We start from the raw sequence: 16,699 nt of genomic DNA, 5'->3' as shown, positions 1-16,699 counted from the left end.
GGGATGTCGGCATTCCGTACGCACGGCCGCGGACACCTGAACGGGCCGGTCGTCGTCATTGGCACCGGCCTGCTCGGCACCAGCATCGGCCTCGGCCTGCGCGGCCGCGGCGTCGCCGTCTACCTGTCCGACCCGTCGCCCACCAACCAGGCAGTCGCCGTCGACATCGGCGCCGGCCTGCCGCTGGCAGCCCTCGGCGAAGACGAGAGCCCGGAACTCGTTGTTGTCGCATCGCCGCCGGATGTCACGGCGGATGTTGTGGAACGTGCGCTGGCTGACTATCCGGACGCCACCGTCGTCGACATCGCCAGCGTCAAGGCGGCGATCCTGCGCGACCTGCGCAGCCGCGGCGCGGACCTCAGCCGTTACGTGGGCACCCATCCCATGGCCGGACGCGAGAAATCCGGCCCGGTGGCCGCCCGCGGTGAGCTTTTCACCTCCATGCCGTGGGTCGTATGCCCCACAGAGGAGTCCTCGGCCGGAGCGGTCCAGGCCGCGCGTGCGCTGGCCACCGACCTCGGTGCCTTCGTTTCCCAGTTCACCGCCGACGAACATGACGGGGCCGTGGCCCTGGTCTCCCACCTGCCGCAGGTGATGTCCTCGCTGCTGGCCAGCCGGCTGCAGGACACGCCGATGCACGCCCTCTCCCTCGCGGGGAACGGGCTCCGCGACACCACCCGCATCGCGGCCAGCGACCCCACGCTGTGGGTCCAGATCCTGGGAGCGAATGCCGGCAAGGTGGTGCAGATCCTTTACGGTGTGCGCGAGGACCTCAACCGGCTGATCGGAACGCTGGAAGACCCGGCGGCCGCCGGAGCCCGTCTTGACCTGGCCCAGCTGATGAGTGAAGGCAATGCCGGGCAGGCCCGGATTCCGGGCAAGCATGGCGGACCGCCGCAGGCGTATTCCTGGCTCACCGTGCTGGTTGATGACCGGCCCGGCCAGATCGCCAGGCTGCTGACAGAGATCGGTGAGATCGGCGTTAACCTCGAAGACCTCCGTCTGGACCACTCGTCCGGGCAGAATGTGGGCATGGTGGAGATCTCCGTGCTGCCCAGCGCGCATGACCTCCTTGTAGAAGCACTAAGCGACCGTGGATGGCGGGTACTTCAGTAATGACACAAGAACTCCTTGACACTTTGCCTGCCCTCCGGCTGGGCCGTCCGCTGGTGGTGGCCATCGACGGGCCGTCCGGCTCGGGCAAGTCCAGCGTCAGCAAGGAAGTGGCGCGCCGCCTCAGCCTTGCCTACCTGGACACCGGTGCCATGTACCGTGCCCTCACCTGGTACTGCCTCGACCGCGGAACGGACCTCACCGATGCCTCGGCCGTGGAACTCGCCGCCGAGGAACTGCCACTGGACATCAGCACCAGCCCGCACACCGAGTTCGTGCGCGTCGACGGCGCCGACGTCACCGATGCCATCCGGGAGCCGGCCATCTCCTCAGCGGTCAGCGCCGTCGCCACCACGCTCGGCGCCCGCACCGAACTCATCCGCCGCCAGCGTGCCCTGATCGAACAGCACAACCGCCGCATGGTGGTGGAGGGCCGGGACATCACCACCGTCGTCGCGCCTGCTGCCCAGGTGCGCATGCTACTCACGGCCAGCGAGGAGGCGCGGCTCCGCCGCCGCGGGATCCAGCTCGGCGGAACCCAAAGCGCCGAGCAGCTGGCCGCCCAGGTGACCCAGCGGGACGCGAAAGACTCGACCGTGGTGAACTTCACCCAGGCGGCGGACGGCGTGGTGACGTTGGATTCCTCGGAACTGGATTTCGAGGAAACCGTGGCCGCCGCGCTGCGCATCGTCACCAAGGTCATCAACCATGAGTGATCCCGCCGGGACGCCAGGGAGCGGGAAGCCGGCCGCCAGGGAAACGTCCGCGGCCAAAACACCTGCGCCGTGGACCATGGCGTGGAGCCGGCCGGTCGGCCGGTTCCTGAACAACGTCGTCTACCGCACGGCCGTCACCGGGCAATCCAACGTTCCCGCCGCGGGGCCAGTCATCTTCGCAGGAAACCACATCAGCTTCCTCGACGGTCCCGTCATGTTCGGTGCCGCGCCCCGCCCCATGCACATCCTCGTCAAGAAGGAGATGTTCAAAGGTTTCCTCGGCCGCGTGCTGACGGCGTCGGGCCAGCTTCCGGTTGACCGCAGGGGCGACCGGTCCGTCCTCCAGCTCAGCAAGGACGTGCTCGACGCCGGCCGCTGCATCGGCATCCTGCCCGAGGGAACCCGGGGGAGCGGCACCGCGGCCGGCATCAGTAACGGGGTGGCATGGCTGGCCCTGAATTCCGACGCCGTCGTGGTGCCGGTGGCCATCCTCGGTACCCGGCATGGCGGCGAACACCTGGACAGCATCCCGAAACCCGGCCGCAGGCTGCACGTCAGCTTCGGAAAGCCCCTCACGCTCGGCCGGAATCCGGATGAAACCGGCCGTGCTTCAATGGACAGGGCGGCGACGGAAATCCGCGACACCCTGGCCGCGCATGTCCGGAACACTGTCCGGCTCAGCGGGCTGACACTGCCCGCAGCGGACCAACCGCACCAACGTTCCACCGCAGCAGCCGGACAGCCGGCAGACCACCACTAAGGAAAGTGCAATGAGCGATACGACTCAAACTTCCGGCCACTCCGGCGCCGGCGAAGACGAATACACGCCCACCGGCATAGACCAGGTGGCTGAACATCTGGCGGCCATGGACGACGACGAGGCGGAACTTCGCGCCGCTTCCCTCCGCGCCGGCCTGGAAGACTACGAACTCGACGAGGAAGACGCCGCGCTCCTCAGCGGCCTGCACGACGAGGACGAGCTTGAGGGCCCGCTGAAGCTGGACCCCGTGCTGGCCATCATCGGCCGCCCGAACGTCGGCAAGTCCACCCTTGTCAACCGCATCCTCGGCCGCCGCGAGGCCGTGGTGGAGGACACGCCCGGCGTAACCCGTGACCGCGTGATGTACTCGGCAGACTGGAACGGCCGGAACTTCACAGTGGTGGACACCGGCGGCTGGGAGCACGATGCCCGCGGCATCCATGCCAGGGTGGCGGAGCAGGCCGAAATGGCTGTGGAACTGGCCGATGCCGTGCTGTTCGTCGTTGATTCGGCCGTGGGGGCAACCGCCACCGATGAGGCCGTCATGAAGATGCTTCGGCGGAGCAAGAAGCCCGTCATCCTCGTCGCCAACAAGGTGGACGACTTTGCGCAGGAGGCCGACTCCGCAGTCCTGTGGGGCCTGGGCTTCGGTGAGCCGTACCCCGTCTCCGCGCTGCACGGCCGGGGCGTCGCGGACCTGCTGGACCACGTCATGGACACGCTCCCGGAGTTCTCCACGGTCGAGGGCGTCGAGCGCTCCGGCGGGCCCCGGCGGATCGCCCTGATCGGGCGCCCCAACGTCGGCAAGTCCTCCCTGCTGAACAAGCTGGCCGGTTCCGAGCGCGTGGTGGTGGACAACACCGCCGGCACCACCCGGGACCCCGTTGACGAATTCATCGAGCTCGGTGGCAAAACCTGGCGCTTCGTGGACACTGCCGGCATTCGCCGGCGTCAGCACATGGCGCAGGGCGCCGACTTCTATGCCTCCCTCCGGACCCAAAGCGCGCTGGAAAAGGCGGAGGTCGCCGTCGTTCTGCTGGCTGTTGATGAGGTGCTGAGCGAGCAGGACGTCCGTATCCTGCAGCTGGCCATCGAATCGGGCCGTGCCCTGGTGCTCGCGTTCAACAAGTGGGACCTGCTGGACGACGAACGCCGCCGGTACCTGGAACGCGAAATCGAGCAGGACCTGGCGCACGTGGAGTGGGCGCCGCGGGTCAACATCTCCGCCAAGACCGGCTGGCACAAGGACCGCCTGGTGCCTGCCCTCGAGCTGGCGTTGGAAAACTGGGACCGGCGCATTCCCACCGGACGGCTCAACGCCTTCCTGGGCGAGCTGGTGGCCGCACACCCGCACCCTGTCCGGGGCGGCAAGCAGCCCCGCATCCTCTTCGGCACGCAGGCATCCAGCCGGCCGCCGAAGTTCGTCCTGTTCACTACAGGATTCCTGGACCCGGGCTACCGCCGCTTCATCACCCGCCGTCTGCGGGAAACCTTCGGCTTCGAGGGAACACCCATCGAAGTCAGCATGCGCGTGCGTGAAAAGCGCGGCAAGAAGCGTTAATTAGGACACACCGGGCAGCGAATGCCGGAAATTGTCATTGACACCCTCCGGAATCGTGTAAGCTCTTCTAGGTGGTTCGGCCGGACTGCTTAGATGAACTTCTTCGGAAAATCATCTGGCGGAGAACGGCGGAACTGACGGGCTGTAGCGCAGCTTGGTAGCGCACTTGACTGGGGGTCAAGGGGTCGCAGGTTCAAATCCTGTCAGCCCGACCACAACAAAACCCCGCCAACCCATACAGGGTTGGCGGGGTTTTTTGTTGCCTACTTGAGGAAGCGCGATGTCCTGCGGTCGGCCAGGATTTTGCCGTTGGTCTGGCAGGTCGGGCAGTACTGCAGTGCGGTATCCGCGAAGGACACCTCCCGGACGGTGTCTCCGCATACGGGGCAGGGCTGGCCGGCGCGGCCATGCACGTTCATGCCGCTCCGTTTCGCATCCTTGAGGTCGGCGGGCGCCTTTCCCTGGGCCTGCGCCACTGCGGCTCCCAGAACGGTGTGGATGGCGTCGAACAGAGCCCCGACTTTCGCGGGCTCCAGGGAATTGGCCATGGCGAACGGCGAGATTTTGGCTGCGTGCAGGATTTCGTCGCTGTATGCGTTGCCGATCCCGGCAATGACACTCTGGCTCCGCAGTACGCCTTTGATCTGGTGCGGGTGCCCGGCGAGGATCTCGGCGAACATCTCCCGGGTGAACGCGGCGGCCAGCGGATCGGGTCCGAGCTCGGCGATGCCGGGGACAGCTTCGGGTTTCGGTACCACGTAGATTGCCAGGCCCTTCTTGGTCCCGGCTTCGGTCAGGTCGATGCCAATCTTCCCGCCGTCCGCCCCGGCAAAGTGCAGGCGGGCGGCGATAGGGCCCTTGCCCGGCCGCAGCGGATCGGGTGAAGGGTTCTCAGTGAAACGGACCCAGCCCGCCCTGGCGAGGTGGAAGACGAAATACAGGCCGCCGGCGTCGATGCTGACGAACTTACCGAACCGCTCCACTCCGGAGATGGCCCGGCCCGCCAGCGCCGTGTACGGAGGATCGGCCGTCTTGAGCACAGCCACGGACAGGACCTGCAGCTTTTCCAGCACCGCACCGCGCAGCCGCGTGTCGAGGAACGTGCTGAGTGCGGCAACCTCGGGTAGTTCCGGCATGGCACCACTTTGCCACAGGGGCTGCCGGAGTGGGCGGTTCGGCGGGCTTAATGGCACATCCGGCAGCCAGGGAGTTGTGCATATACTTTCAACCGGTGGCTGTTCCCTTCGCCTCCGTTGACATTGGTGATCGACCCGATGAAAGGCCCCTGATGAGCAACATTCCATCTGATCTGTCCTACACCGCCGAACACGAATGGGTGTCCGCACCGAATGCCGATGGTGTGGTCCGCGTGGGGATCACCGACTTCGCCCAGGACGCCCTCGGGGACGTCGTCTACGCCCAGATGCCTGAAGTCGGCACCACTGTTAAGGCAAACGACGTCGTGGGTGAGGTTGAATCCACCAAGAGCGTCAGCGACATTTACGCTCCGGTGTCCGGGGAAATCGTGGCCCGGAACGAGGCACTCGACTCCGATTCGGCGCTGATCAACTCGGATCCGTACGGCGACGGCTGGCTGATTGAAGTCAAGCTCGCCGAAGCTGACGCGGTGGATTCCCTGCTCAGTGCATCGGAGTACGAACAACAGGTAGGCTAAAGCTAACCGGTCCCGTTGCCCGGCCGCGGAGTCCAGAAATGGAATCCAACGGCCGGACGGCGGGCGGCAAACCGGAGCTGCCAGGCAGTTTCGGACGGGTACGCGTTGATTGCAGGGGGACATCTGCAACGAAGGAGGAGGAATCCATGGTTGGCGGCAAACAGAACCACACCAACGGCGATTACGGCACAGGTGCGGGCAGGGCCTCGGAAACCACCTCGATTAACCTCACTCCGGTCCATGAAGAGCCCACGATCGTACCCAAGCTCTCCCCGGAGGAGCGCTCTGCTGTTGAGGCGCTGCCCTCCGGCTCCGCCCTGCTCGTGGCCCACAGCGGGCCAAACTCGGGTGCCCGTTTCCTTCTTGACTCCGATGTCACCACGGCCGGGCGGCACCCGGATGCTGACATTTTCCTCGACGACGTGACGGTCTCCCGCCGCCACGTCGAGTTCCGGCGCACCGCCAGGAGCTTCGAGGTGGTGGACACCGGAAGCCTGAACGGCACCTACGTGAACCATGACCGCGTGGACAGCGTGGAACTGAGGTCAGGAAACGAAGTCCAGATTGGCAAGTTCCGCCTCACCTTCTACCTGAGCCCTGCCCGCGCAGCAGGACGCGTCTGATTCGGAGCGGCTGCCTGTGGCAATGGCACAACCGGAGCGCCGGGGACCGCTGGTCCTGAACATCGGGGAAGTGCTCGCTCAGTTGAGCGATGACTTTCCGAGCATGACGGCGTCGAAAATCAGGTTCCTGGAGGAAAAGGGGCTTATCAATCCCCGGCGCACGCCCGCGGGTTACCGTCAGTACTCGGACAGCGACGTCGAACGGCTGCGCTTTGTCCTGTCGCTGCAGCGCGACCAGTATCTGCCGCTCAAAGTCATCAAGGATTACCTTGACGCCATCGACAGGGGCGAGCGGCCCGAGAACCTTCCGCCCGGGGTTACCGTTTCCCCGCGGATCGTCTCGGATGAGCTCGCCGCCGAGCTGCAGAACAAGGCGCGCAGGCTCAGCGAGGAGCAGCTGCGCGCGGAGTCCGGCGCCAGCGTGCCGCTCCTGCAGTCCCTGCTCAGCTTCGGCCTCATCGGACACACCGACGGCAAGTTCGACGAGCACGCGCTCCAAGTGGCCCGCGCCTGCGTCCAGCTGGAGAGCCATGGCTTGGAGCCACGGCACCTTCGCCCCTTCCAGGCGGCCGCTGAGCGCGAGTTCGGACTCGTGGAACGCGCCGTGGCCACACTGACCTCGCGCAGGGATGCTGCGTCTCAGGCCCGTGCGGCTGAGGCCGCCCGGGAAATCAGCGACCTGTGCCTTACCCTGCACCGGGCCCTTGTCCAGGACCGTATCTCGCGGATGGAAATCTGATGATCGAAGTCGAGATTGTGGGCGTCCGCATCGAACTGCCCTCCAACCAGCCACTGGTTCTGCTCCGCGAGATGCACGGGGAACGGCACGTTCCCATCTGGATCGGAACGCCGGAGGCCAGTGCCATCGCACTTGCCCAGCAGGGCGTGGTGCCGCCGCGGCCCATGACCCACGACCTCCTGGTGGACGTCGTGGAGACGCTGGGCCATTCCGTCGTCAGCGTTAACATCGTCGCCGTGGAGGACAACATCTTCTATGGCCAGCTGCAGTTCGACAACGGGGCCACGGTGAGCTCCCGGGCATCCGACGCCCTGGCCATCGCACTGCGCGCCAAGTGCCGGATCTGGTGCGCCGACTCTGTCATGGACGAGGCGGGCGTGCGCATCACCGAGCACGACGAGGGGGAGGACACAGAGCCCGGCCCCACCGTGGAGGAAGAGCGTGAGCTGCGCCGGTTCCGGGAGTTCCTGGACGACGTCGAACCCGAGGATTTCGACGGCTAAGGTCACGTTAAGGTTAAAGTTAAGCCTGAAACTTTCGACACGCCCCGCGAATCATGCGAACGTCTTTGACCTTGGGCCGTGGCAGGCCTAACGTCGGAGGTACAAGTTCCCATTGCATACGACAGCGGCGCAAGTCACACTGGAAAGTGCTACTCCGGCCGAATTACAAGCATGAATTTCTTCCGGACTTCATGCCCGTAGCAGCTGTTGCGGCAACTTCCCCAGGGGAACTCATGACAAGGAGGATCCACGTGAGTCCGAAAGGCGAAGCAGGCGAGCTGAAGCAACCCTCGACGGCCGGCGTTGCCGTGCCCGCAAGCGGTGCCCAAGGCCTTCTCTTCACTGAGGATCTCCCCGTCCTGGACGAGGACGCCGGCTACCGCGGGCCCACGGCCTGCAAGGCCGCCGGCATCACGTACCGGCAGCTCGACTACTGGGCCCGCACGGGCCTCGTGGAGCCTGCAGTCCGCGGCGCAGCAGGCTCCGGCTCCCAGCGGCTCTACGGTTTCCGGGACATCCTGGTTCTTAAGGTGGTCAAGCGGCTGCTGGACACCGGCGTATCGCTGCAGCAAATCCGCAGCGCCGTCGAGCACCTGCGGGAACGCGGCGTCGAGGACCTGGCCCAGATCACCCTCATGAGCGACGGCGCCAGCGTCTACGAATGTACCTCCGCGGATGAGGTCATTGACCTCGTGCAGGGCGGCCAGGGCGTGTTCGGCATCGCTGTGGGCCGCGTGTGGCGGGAGGTTGAGGGCAGCCTCGCCTCGCTGCCCAGCGAGCACGCCGGCGAACAGTCGTTCCCCGACGACGAACTCAGCAAGCGTCGCGCAGCCCGCAAGATTGGCTAGCAGACTTAAAAACAGAAGGGCCGCCTCCGGACTGATCAGTCAGACGGGAGGCGGCCCTTCTTGCGTTAAACCCAGCGCCGGCGCCTAGCGGGCGCTCCGGCTGCGGCTGGTCTTGTTGGTGGCCATGAGGTTTTCCAGCAGCGTGTCATAGAGTCCGGCCGCGGTTTTGGCGGAGTCGCCGGGCCAGTGGTGAACGGAGTGCGCCGCGCCCTGGATCTGCTGCCAGTTGGCCTGCTCCGGAATGTGCGGGGCCAGCAGCAGGTCTCCAAACATTGCCTGCATCTCGGCAAGCCGGAAAGCGTGCTCGGAGGAACCGGAGCGCACACGGTTTGCCACGATGCCGGCGGGGGAGAGGTTCGGCGCGAATTCCTGCCGGAAAAGCTGGATGGCCCGCATGGTGCGTTCGGTGCCGGCCACGGAGAAGAGGCCGGGCTCGGCCACCAGGGCCACCTTGTTGCTTGCGGACCAGGCCATCCGGGTGAGGCCATTCAGGGACGGCGGGCAGTCCACCAGGATGAGTTCGTAGCCCTCGGCGCCGGCCAGAACCGCGGACAGCCGGCGCAGGTCGCGCTTGCCAAGGTCGGGCCGGTCGTAAATGCCCGTGTACGCGGAGCCGACGGCGACGTCGAGCACCGCCGGGCCGGAGCCGTTGGGGGTTACCCGGCTGATCCAGCCGCTGGGCACGACGTTCTCGGCGATCCTGGCTTTGCGCGGATTCTTCAGCATCCGGCCGATGTCCAGCCTGTCGCTGGGCTGCACCCCCAGTGCGGTGGTGGCATCTGCATGCGGATCGAGGTCTACTACGAGGGTTGGGATGCCTGCGGCCAGTGCCGCAGACGCCAGTCCGGTTGTAACGGATGTCTTGCCGACACCGCCCTTGAGGCTGCTGATGCTGACTACTTGCACTTGATAAACCAATACCTAACGCCGGTTGCCGTGTTGGGGTACGTTCCGTTCCGGTGCTCCCGGAAGGTGCTGCAGGAACAGGGCAGGCTTCCGCCGCCCCATTCATCATATGTTGACCTCGGCCGGAATCCCTTCTTATCCGGATCCGGGCATGCCCCGCCGTCCCGCCGCTCCGGCGTCGTTCTTCATCGGCAGCACAGGTTGCCGTAAATGAACAGCAAATACGGCAAGGCAGTGAATATGGTCGGGACATGACGGATAATTCTGTGATGGTGGACACACTGATTTGTGTTCTGTCCGGCCCGTCTTACACACTGTGACCACTTACCGATACACCCGCAATGATGCAGGAGCAGTATGTTTTCCAAAATTCTGGTGGCTAACCGCGGAGAAATCGCAATCCGTGCTTTCCGCGCCGGCTACGAACTGGGCGCCAAGACAGTCGCCGTGTTCCCCAATGAGGACCGTAACTCGATCCACCGCCAGAAGGCCGATGAGGCGTATCTGATCGGCGAAGAGGGCCACCCCGTCCGCGCCTACCTGGACGTTGACGAGGTGCTGCGGGTTGCCAAGGAGTCCGGTGCCGATGCCATTTACCCCGGCTACGGCTTCCTCTCCGAGAACCCGGACCTTGCGCGTGCCGCCAAGGCCGCAGGCATCACCTTTGTGGGTCCGCCCGCGGAGGTTCTGGAGCTTGCCGGCAACAAGGTTTCGGCGCTCGAGGCCGCCAAGCGTGCCGGAGTGCCGGTTCTGAAGTCCAGCGCGCCGTCGAAGGACCTCGACGAACTGCTCGCTGCCGCGGATGAAATCGGTTTCCCCATCTTCGCCAAGGCCGTGGCAGGTGGCGGCGGGCGCGGCATGCGCCGCGTTGACACCCGCGAGGCCCTGCCGGAGGCGCTGAAGTCCGCCATGCGCGAGGCCGACGCCGCCTTCGGTGACCCCACCATGTTCCTGGAGCAGGCGGTGCTCCGCCCGCGCCACATCGAGGTCCAGATCCTGGCCGACGCCGAGGGCAATGTCATGCACCTCTTCGAGCGTGACTGTTCCCTGCAGCGCCGCCACCAGAAGGTCATCGAGATCGCTCCGGCACCCAACCTGGACGACAGCATCCGGCAGGCCCTGTACCGGGACGCCGTGAAGTTCGCCAAGGCCCTGAACTACGTCAACGCCGGCACGGTCGAGTTCCTGGTGGACACCGTGGGCGAACGCGCCGGACAGCACGTCTTCATCGAAATGAACCCCCGCATCCAGGTGGAGCACACCGTCACGGAAGAGGTCACCGACGTCGACCTCGTCCAGGCGCAGATGCGCATCGCCGCCGGCGAGACCCTCGCTGACCTGGGCCTCTCCCAGGAGACGGTCCAGCTCAAGGGCGCCGCACTGCAGAGCCGCATCACCACCGAGGACCCGGCCAACGGCTTCCGGCCCGACGTCGGAAAGATCACCGGTTACCGCTCCGCCGGCGGTGCCGGCGTAAGGCTCGACGGCGGCACCGTCTACTCGGGTGCCGAGATCAGCCCCCACTTCGACTCCATGCTGGTGAAGCTCACCTGCCGCGGCCGCGACTACCCGGCCGCGGTGGCCAGGGCACGCCGTGCGCTGGCGGAGTTCCGCATCCGTGGAGTCTCCACCAACATCCCCTTCTTGCAGGCCGTGCTTGACGATCCGGACTTCGTCGCCGGCAACGTGGCCACGTCCTTCATCGACGAGCGGCCCGAACTGCTGAAGGCCCGCGTCTCCGCCGACCGTGGAACCAAGCTGCTGACCTGGCTCGCCGATGTCACCGTGAACAAGCCGAACGGCGAACTTCCGGTCCGCACCAACCCCGCGGACAAGCTCCCGGCTCTCACCGGCGCCGAGGCCCGTCCGGGTTCCCGTCAGCGGCTCCTGGAACTCGGGCCGGAGGGTTTCGCCAAGGCACTGCGCGAGCAGAAGGCGGTGGCCGTCACGGACACCACCTTCCGCGACGCCCACCAGTCCCTGCTGGCCACCCGCGTCCGCACGAGGGACCTGGTGGCCGCCGCCCCCGCGGTCTCCACGCTCCTGCCGGAACTGCTGTCCGTTGAGGCCTGGGGCGGTGCCACCTACGACGTCGCCCTGCGCTTCCTCGGCGAGGATCCCTGGGACCGGCTGGCTGCGCTGCGCAAGGCCCTGCCGAACATCTGCATCCAGATGCTGCTCCGCGGCCGCAACACCGTCGGTTACACCCCGTACCCCGAGGAAGTGACCGAGGCCTTCGTCAACGAGGCGGCAGCCACGGGCATCGATATCTTCCGCATCTTCGATGCCCTCAATGACGTGAGCCAGATGGCGCCGGCCATCCGGGCTGTCCGCGCCACCGGCACCGCGGTCGCCGAGGTGGCGCTGTGCTACACGGGCGACATGCTGGACCCCAACGAGACGCTTTACACGCTGGACTACTACCTGGACCTGGCGGACAAGATCGTCGAAGCGGGCGCCCACATCCTCGCCATCAAGGACATGGCCGGCCTGCTGCGTCCGGCAGCTGCAGCGAAGCTCGTCGCAGCACTCCGGGAACGGTTCGACCTCCCGGTCCACCTGCACACCCACGACACCGCAGGCGGCCAGCTGGCCACCCTGCTTGCGGCGGTCGATGCAGGCGTCGATGCCGTGGATGCCGCCTCGGCATCCCTGGCCGGCACCACGAGCCAGCCGTCGGCGTCGGCACTGGTCGCCTCCCTGGCCCACACCGAACGTGACACCGGGCTCAGCCTGGCGGCAGTCAGCTCCCTTGAGCCGTACTGGGAGGCCGTGCGCAGGGTTTACGCCCCCTTCGAATCGGGCCTGCCGGGGCCGACCGGCCGCGTCTACCAGCACGAAATCCCGGGCGGTCAGCTGTCCAACCTCCGCCAGCAGGCCATCGCCCTGGGCCTGGGTGAGCGCTTCGAAGCGATCGAGGACATGTACACCGCTGCGGACCGGATCCTCGGCCATCTGGTCAAGGTCACCCCGTCGTCGAAGGTGGTGGGCGACCTCGCCCTGCACCTGGTCGGGCTGAACGCAGATCCTGCCGACTTCGAGGCAAACCCGCAGAACTACGACATCCCCGACTCCGTCATCGGGTTCCTGTCCGGTGAGCTGGGCGATCCTCCGGGAGGCTGGCCCGAGCCGTTCCGCACCAAAGCCCTCCAGGGCCGCAGCGTCAAGGTCCGCGACGCCGAGCTGAGCGCCGAGGACAGCGAAGCGCTTCGCGGCGACTCCAAGACCCGCCAGCAGACGCTGAACCGGCTGCTGTTCGCCGGGCCAACCAAGGACTACCTCAAGAGCAAGGAGCTGTACGGCAACGTTTCGGTGCTGGACACCCGTGATTACCTCTACGGCCTGCAGCGCGGCGAGGAGCACGTCATCCAGCTCGAAAAGGGCGTGCGCCTCATCGCGTCGCTGGAAGCCGTCTCGGAGCCTGACGAGAAGGGCATGCGCACCGTGATGTGCACGCTCAACGGGCAGTCCCGCCCCGTCTCGGTCCGCGACAAGTCCGTGGTCAGCAACGTGAAGACGGCCGAGAAGGCGGACCCGTCCGTGCCGGGCCACGTCGCAGCCCCCTTCGCGGGGGCCGTGACGGTCACCGTCAAGGCCGGAGATACCGTCAACGCGGGCGACACCGTGGCCACCATCGAGGCCATGAAGATGGAGGCCTCCATCACGACGCCGGTGGGCGGCAAGGTGACGCGGCTGGCCATTTCCAGCGTGGAACAGGTTCAGGGCGGTGACCTGCTGATCGTCGTCGAATAGACGGCGGCTGACTAACCTGCAGAGCGGCCAGCGGCCGCCCTGCAGGTAGGGTGGAAAACGAAAAAAATGTTGTGGGGACGGCGCCGAGCCGCCCCCACAGCCATTTCCGGACCACTCCGGGGGGCCGGAACCCGATCGTCAACCGGACAAACAGAGCGGAAGCCATGACGCAGACCAACACGCCCAAGCCCGGGCCGCGCCCCGACCGGGCACCTTCATTCCCTAAAGGCAGCGTCGGAACGGTTGCGGGGGAGACGGGGACCATCCCCGGAGACGAGGTTCCTGCGGCCGCCTCCGGTGTGGCGGCCGCAGGGGACATCAGTGTGGTGACTGTTTCCGGCGCCCAGGACCGCACCTCCGCCGGATCGCTCCCGGCAGTCACCGGCGCAGTGCACCAGAGTCCGGTGCACCAGGTAGTGGGGCAGCAGGCGCCGGCTACTGCTGCCATGCCCGTCGTGACTGCAGGCCCGGCCGGCGCCGCCTCTTCCGGTGCAAAGCCAACCGGCGCCACCACTTCAGGTGAAGGCCCAACAGGCGTCGCTGCCACGGCGGACACCGGGACGGCGGATACGGGGATAGCCTCGGCAGACGGTGCGGCTGCCGCCCAACCGGCACCGGCTGCAGACATCAGGGACCTCCCCGGGCGGCGGGAGCGTGCCGAGGGTCCGGAGCCGGCTTCTGCATTGACTGCCGACCGGCTTTTGACCAGGACCGCAGCTGCTCCGCTGTCAGGCTGGCGCCGGTGGCTGTACCAGGCAACCTTGGGCTATGTGAACCTGGGTGATTCGGACCAGGTCCGCATCCAGCGGGCCATGGAGCACGGGATCGCGACGCGGCTGGGCGAACGGACCAGGTATGTGCCGGTGCTTTCGCGCAAGGGCGGGGTGGGCAAGACCACCGTCACCACGCTGCTGGGCATGGTGCTGGCGGAACTGCGTGAGGACCGGGTCATCGCGATGGACGCGAATCCGGACCGCGGCACGCTCTCGGACCGTTCACCGGGCAGGGCTGATTTCACGGCCCGCCAGCTGGTGAAGGACAGGTTCACAGTGGACTCGTTTGCGCAGCTGTCCAACTACACCGCGCGCGAAGGTTCGCGCCTCGATGTCCTGGCCTCGGACACTGACCCTACCGTGGCGCACGCCTTCGATGACGCTGACTACCGCGCAGTTACCGACATCCTGGGCCGTTACTACTCGATCGTCCTGACCGACTCCGGCACCGGCATGGTGCACTCAGTCATGAAGGGCACTCTGGAAAAGGCCGACGCCGTGGTGCTCGTCTCGGGCGGCAGCGTGGATGAAGCCCGGCTCGCGTCGGAAACACTGTCGTGGCTTGAAGCGCATGGCCGCCAGGATCTGGTTGCCAAGGCCACGGTGGTCATCAACATGGCGGCCGGCAACCGGACCCTGGTCGACATCGATGAGATCGAAGAGCACTTCCTGTCCCGGGTGAAAAACGTGGTACGGATTCCGCATGACCGGCACCTGGCGGAAGGTTCGCGGATCCGCCTCGGCCAGCTGAAGCCGGCAACCCGCGCCGCCGCCGTCGAGCTCGCCGCACTCGTGGTGGACGAACTGCAGCAGGACCAGGGCGGACGGGGCTAGGGCGGACGGTACTGGGAACGGCGGCCGCCGCGCCTAGGCGCGGGTGGGCTTCGGCGACCTGTACATTTCGTCGATTTCCGTTTCAAAGTCCTTCATGACCTGGGCGCGCTTGACCTTCATGGACGGGGTCAGGTGGCCGGAGGCTTCGGTGAAGTCGGTCGGCACGATCCGGAAGGACTTGATGGCCTCGGCCTGGGACACCGACTGGTTGGCCTGGTTGATGAGCTCCTGAACCGCGGCCTTCACTTCGGCCTTCTCCGCAGCCTCACTCAGGGGCGTGTCCGCCGGAAGGCCGTGCCGCTGCAGCCAGCCCGGCAGGGCTTCCTCATCGAGGGTCACGAGGGCCCCGATGAACGGCCGGTTGTCACCCACAACGAGTACCTGTGACACCAGCGCATCGGCACGGATCTGGTCCTCGAGCAGGGCGGGAACCACGTTCTTGCCGCCCGCTGTCACAATGATTTCCTTCTTCCGGCCGGTGATCAGCACGTAGCCGTCTTCGTCCAGCTGGCCGATGTCGCCGGTGCGGAACCAGCCGTCCACGAACGACTCCTCGGTCAGATCGGGGCGCTTGTAGTACCCCCGCATGACGCAGGCGCCCTTGACGAGGATCTCGCCGTCGTCGGCTATCCGGACGCTGTTGCCGGGAATCGGCGCACCGACCGTGCCGATCTTGATCCGCTCCGGCGTGTTGACGCTGACGGGCGCGGTGGTTTCGGTGAGGCCGTAGCCTTCCAGGATCTGCAGGCCGATGCCCTGGAAGAAGTGGCCCAGACGCTCGCCCAGCGGACCTCCGCCGGACACCGCGTGGGCAACCTCCCCGCCCATGGCGGCACGGAGCTTGCCGTAGACGAGTTTGTCGAAGACCGCGTGCTTAATCTTCAGGCCCAGGCCGACGCCGCCGTCCTGCCGTGCCCGGGAGTAGGCGATGGCGGTTTCCGTTGCCTTGTGGAAGATCGCGCCCTTGCCGCCGTCTTCGGCCTTGGTTAGGGCCGAGTTGTAGACCTTTTCGAAGACGCGCGGAACAGCAAGGATGAACGTCGGCTTGTAGCTCTGCAGGTCGGCCAGCAGGTGCTTGATGTCCGGGGTGTGCGCCACCGTAACTCCGGCGGCCACGGCCAGGACGGAAATGAAGCGCGCGAAGACATGCGCCAGCGGGAGGAACATGATGGTGCGGGACTGCTCATTGACCACCTGCTTCAGGGAGGTGGCCAAGGCGTTCTCGGACAGCTCCACGAAGTTTCCGTGGGTCAGTTCGCAGCCCTTCGGGCGGCCGGTGGTGCCCGAGGTGTAGATGATGGTGGCCAGGTCCCGGAGTCCGGCGGAGCGCCGCCGGGTTTCGAGTTCGGCGTCGCTGACGGCCGTTCCGGCCGCGCGCACGGCGTCGAGGCCGTCACCCTCCAGCTGCCACACATGCTCCAGGGCAGTCAGCCCCTCGGACGCGGCGGCCTGCCGGATGACGTTTTCGTGGTGGTCCGATTCGCCGAAAGCGGCGACGGCGCCGGAGTCTCCGAGGTTCCAGGCGACCTGGGAAGGCGAGGACGTTTCATAGATAGGAACAGAAACGCCACCTGCGAACCAGATGGCGAAGTCGATAAGTGCCCACTCGTACCGGGTGCGGGACATGATGCCCACGCGGTCGCCGGCGCCGATGCCGCTGGCGATCAGGCCCTTTGCCAAGGCGGATACATCCGCCACGAAGTCCTTGGCCCGGATGTCCTGCCACTGGCCGGAGGAATCGAGGCGCGAAAACAGGGCAGGGTTGGAAGCCTCCGCTGCCTGGCGCAGTACAAGGTCCGTGATGTTGCTGTCCAGGGGGACGTTCGCCAGGGGCGGAACGCTGAATTCGCGCACGTTAGCTCCTTTGATATCCGTTGCCGCAGCGGGTAGTCCTA

At 66.4% G+C, this 16,699-nt stretch carries 14 protein-coding genes and 1 tRNA gene; 12 read left to right on the top strand and 3 right to left on the bottom strand.

Annotated features, from left to right (window positions below):
• The first annotated feature begins 3 nt into the window (after nt 1-3).
• The 5 genes from BWQ92_RS02335 (at nt 4) to BWQ92_RS02315 (ending at nt 4,365) form a co-directional block, all read left to right on the top strand.
• Nucleotides 4-1,116, top strand: a complete 1,113-nt coding sequence (locus BWQ92_RS02335; protein ID WP_076798061.1) for a prephenate dehydrogenase — start codon at nt 4-6, stop codon at nt 1,114-1,116.
• Nucleotides 1,116-1,829, top strand: a complete 714-nt coding sequence (gene cmk / locus BWQ92_RS02330) for a (d)CMP kinase (protein WP_076798060.1) — start codon at nt 1,116-1,118, stop codon at nt 1,827-1,829. Before BWQ92_RS02335 ends, cmk begins: the two co-directional genes overlap by 1 nt.
• 76 nt (nt 1,830-1,905) lie before the next feature.
• Nucleotides 1,906-2,589: a lysophospholipid acyltransferase family protein gene (locus BWQ92_RS02325; RefSeq protein WP_076798059.1), complete on the top strand. Its 684-nt coding sequence runs from the start codon at nt 1,906-1,908 to the stop codon at nt 2,587-2,589.
• A gap of 10 nt (nt 2,590-2,599) precedes the next feature.
• Nucleotides 2,600-4,150 (top strand): ribosome biogenesis GTPase Der, encoded by a 1,551-nt coding sequence (gene der / locus BWQ92_RS02320; protein ID WP_076798058.1) that lies wholly within the window; start codon nt 2,600-2,602, stop codon nt 4,148-4,150.
• Nucleotides 4,151-4,288: 138 nt separating this feature from the next.
• Nucleotides 4,289-4,365, top strand: a tRNA-Pro gene (locus BWQ92_RS02315).
• Nucleotides 4,366-4,413: 48 nt separating this feature from the next.
• On the opposite strand, the gene BWQ92_RS02310 is transcribed toward BWQ92_RS02315, so the two are convergent.
• On the bottom strand, nt 4,414-5,286 hold the full coding sequence (locus tag BWQ92_RS02310; RefSeq protein WP_076798057.1) for an Fpg/Nei family DNA glycosylase: 873 nt from the start codon (nt 5,284-5,286) through the stop codon (nt 4,414-4,416).
• A gap of 152 nt (nt 5,287-5,438) precedes the next feature.
• Between BWQ92_RS02310 and gcvH the strand changes: the two genes are divergently transcribed.
• From gcvH to BWQ92_RS02285, 5 genes are all read left to right on the top strand, one after another.
• The gene (gcvH, locus tag BWQ92_RS02305) at nt 5,439-5,825 is read left to right on the top strand and encodes a glycine cleavage system protein GcvH (RefSeq protein ID WP_076798056.1); all 387 of its coding nucleotides are present in this window, start codon (nt 5,439-5,441) and stop codon (nt 5,823-5,825) included.
• Nucleotides 5,826-5,971: 146 nt separating this feature from the next.
• Nucleotides 5,972-6,448: an FHA domain-containing protein gene (locus BWQ92_RS02300; RefSeq protein WP_076798055.1), complete on the top strand. Its 477-nt coding sequence runs from the start codon at nt 5,972-5,974 to the stop codon at nt 6,446-6,448.
• A gap of 22 nt (nt 6,449-6,470) precedes the next feature.
• Nucleotides 6,471-7,187, top strand: coding sequence for a transcriptional regulator FtsR (gene ftsR / locus BWQ92_RS02295; protein ID WP_043418625.1), 717 nt, complete (start codon nt 6,471-6,473; stop codon nt 7,185-7,187).
• Nucleotides 7,187-7,690 (top strand): bifunctional nuclease family protein, encoded by a 504-nt coding sequence (locus tag BWQ92_RS02290; RefSeq protein ID WP_076798054.1) that lies wholly within the window; start codon nt 7,187-7,189, stop codon nt 7,688-7,690. The genes ftsR and BWQ92_RS02290 overlap by 1 nt, the downstream gene beginning before the upstream one ends.
• Nucleotides 7,691-7,941: 251 nt before the next feature.
• On the top strand, nt 7,942-8,538 hold the full coding sequence (locus tag BWQ92_RS02285; RefSeq protein ID WP_076798053.1) for a MerR family transcriptional regulator: 597 nt from the start codon (nt 7,942-7,944) through the stop codon (nt 8,536-8,538).
• Nucleotides 8,539-8,622: 84 nt separating this feature from the next.
• Here BWQ92_RS02285 and BWQ92_RS02280 read toward each other — a convergent pair whose 3' ends face one another.
• The gene (locus BWQ92_RS02280; RefSeq protein ID WP_076798052.1) at nt 8,623-9,444 is read right to left on the bottom strand and encodes a ParA family protein; all 822 of its coding nucleotides are present in this window, start codon (nt 9,442-9,444) and stop codon (nt 8,623-8,625) included.
• A 357-nt stretch (nt 9,445-9,801) separates the two neighbouring features.
• Here BWQ92_RS02280 and BWQ92_RS02275 point away from each other — a divergent pair, with 357 nt between their 5' ends.
• Both BWQ92_RS02275 and BWQ92_RS02270 read left to right on the top strand, forming a co-directional pair.
• Nucleotides 9,802-13,197 carry a pyruvate carboxylase gene (locus BWQ92_RS02275; protein ID WP_076798051.1) on the top strand — a complete coding sequence of 1,132 codons (3,396 nt, stop codon included), beginning with the start codon at nt 9,802-9,804 and terminating at the stop codon, nt 13,195-13,197.
• 164 nt (nt 13,198-13,361) lie between these two features.
• Nucleotides 13,362-14,804, top strand: a complete 1,443-nt coding sequence (locus BWQ92_RS02270; protein ID WP_076798050.1) for a MinD/ParA family ATP-binding protein — start codon at nt 13,362-13,364, stop codon at nt 14,802-14,804.
• Between the two features lie 33 nt (nt 14,805-14,837).
• On the opposite strand, the gene BWQ92_RS02265 is transcribed toward BWQ92_RS02270, so the two are convergent.
• The gene (locus tag BWQ92_RS02265; RefSeq protein WP_076798049.1) at nt 14,838-16,658 is read right to left on the bottom strand and encodes an AMP-dependent synthetase/ligase; all 1,821 of its coding nucleotides are present in this window, start codon (nt 16,656-16,658) and stop codon (nt 14,838-14,840) included.
• Between the last annotated feature and the right edge of the window lie 41 nt (nt 16,659-16,699).

This window comes from Arthrobacter sp. QXT-31, from assembly GCF_001969265.1.
GTDB lineage: Bacteria > Actinomycetota > Actinomycetes > Actinomycetales > Micrococcaceae > Arthrobacter.
Note: the sequence above shows the minus strand (reverse complement) of the source record. Positions and strands in the feature narration are given on the sequence as shown.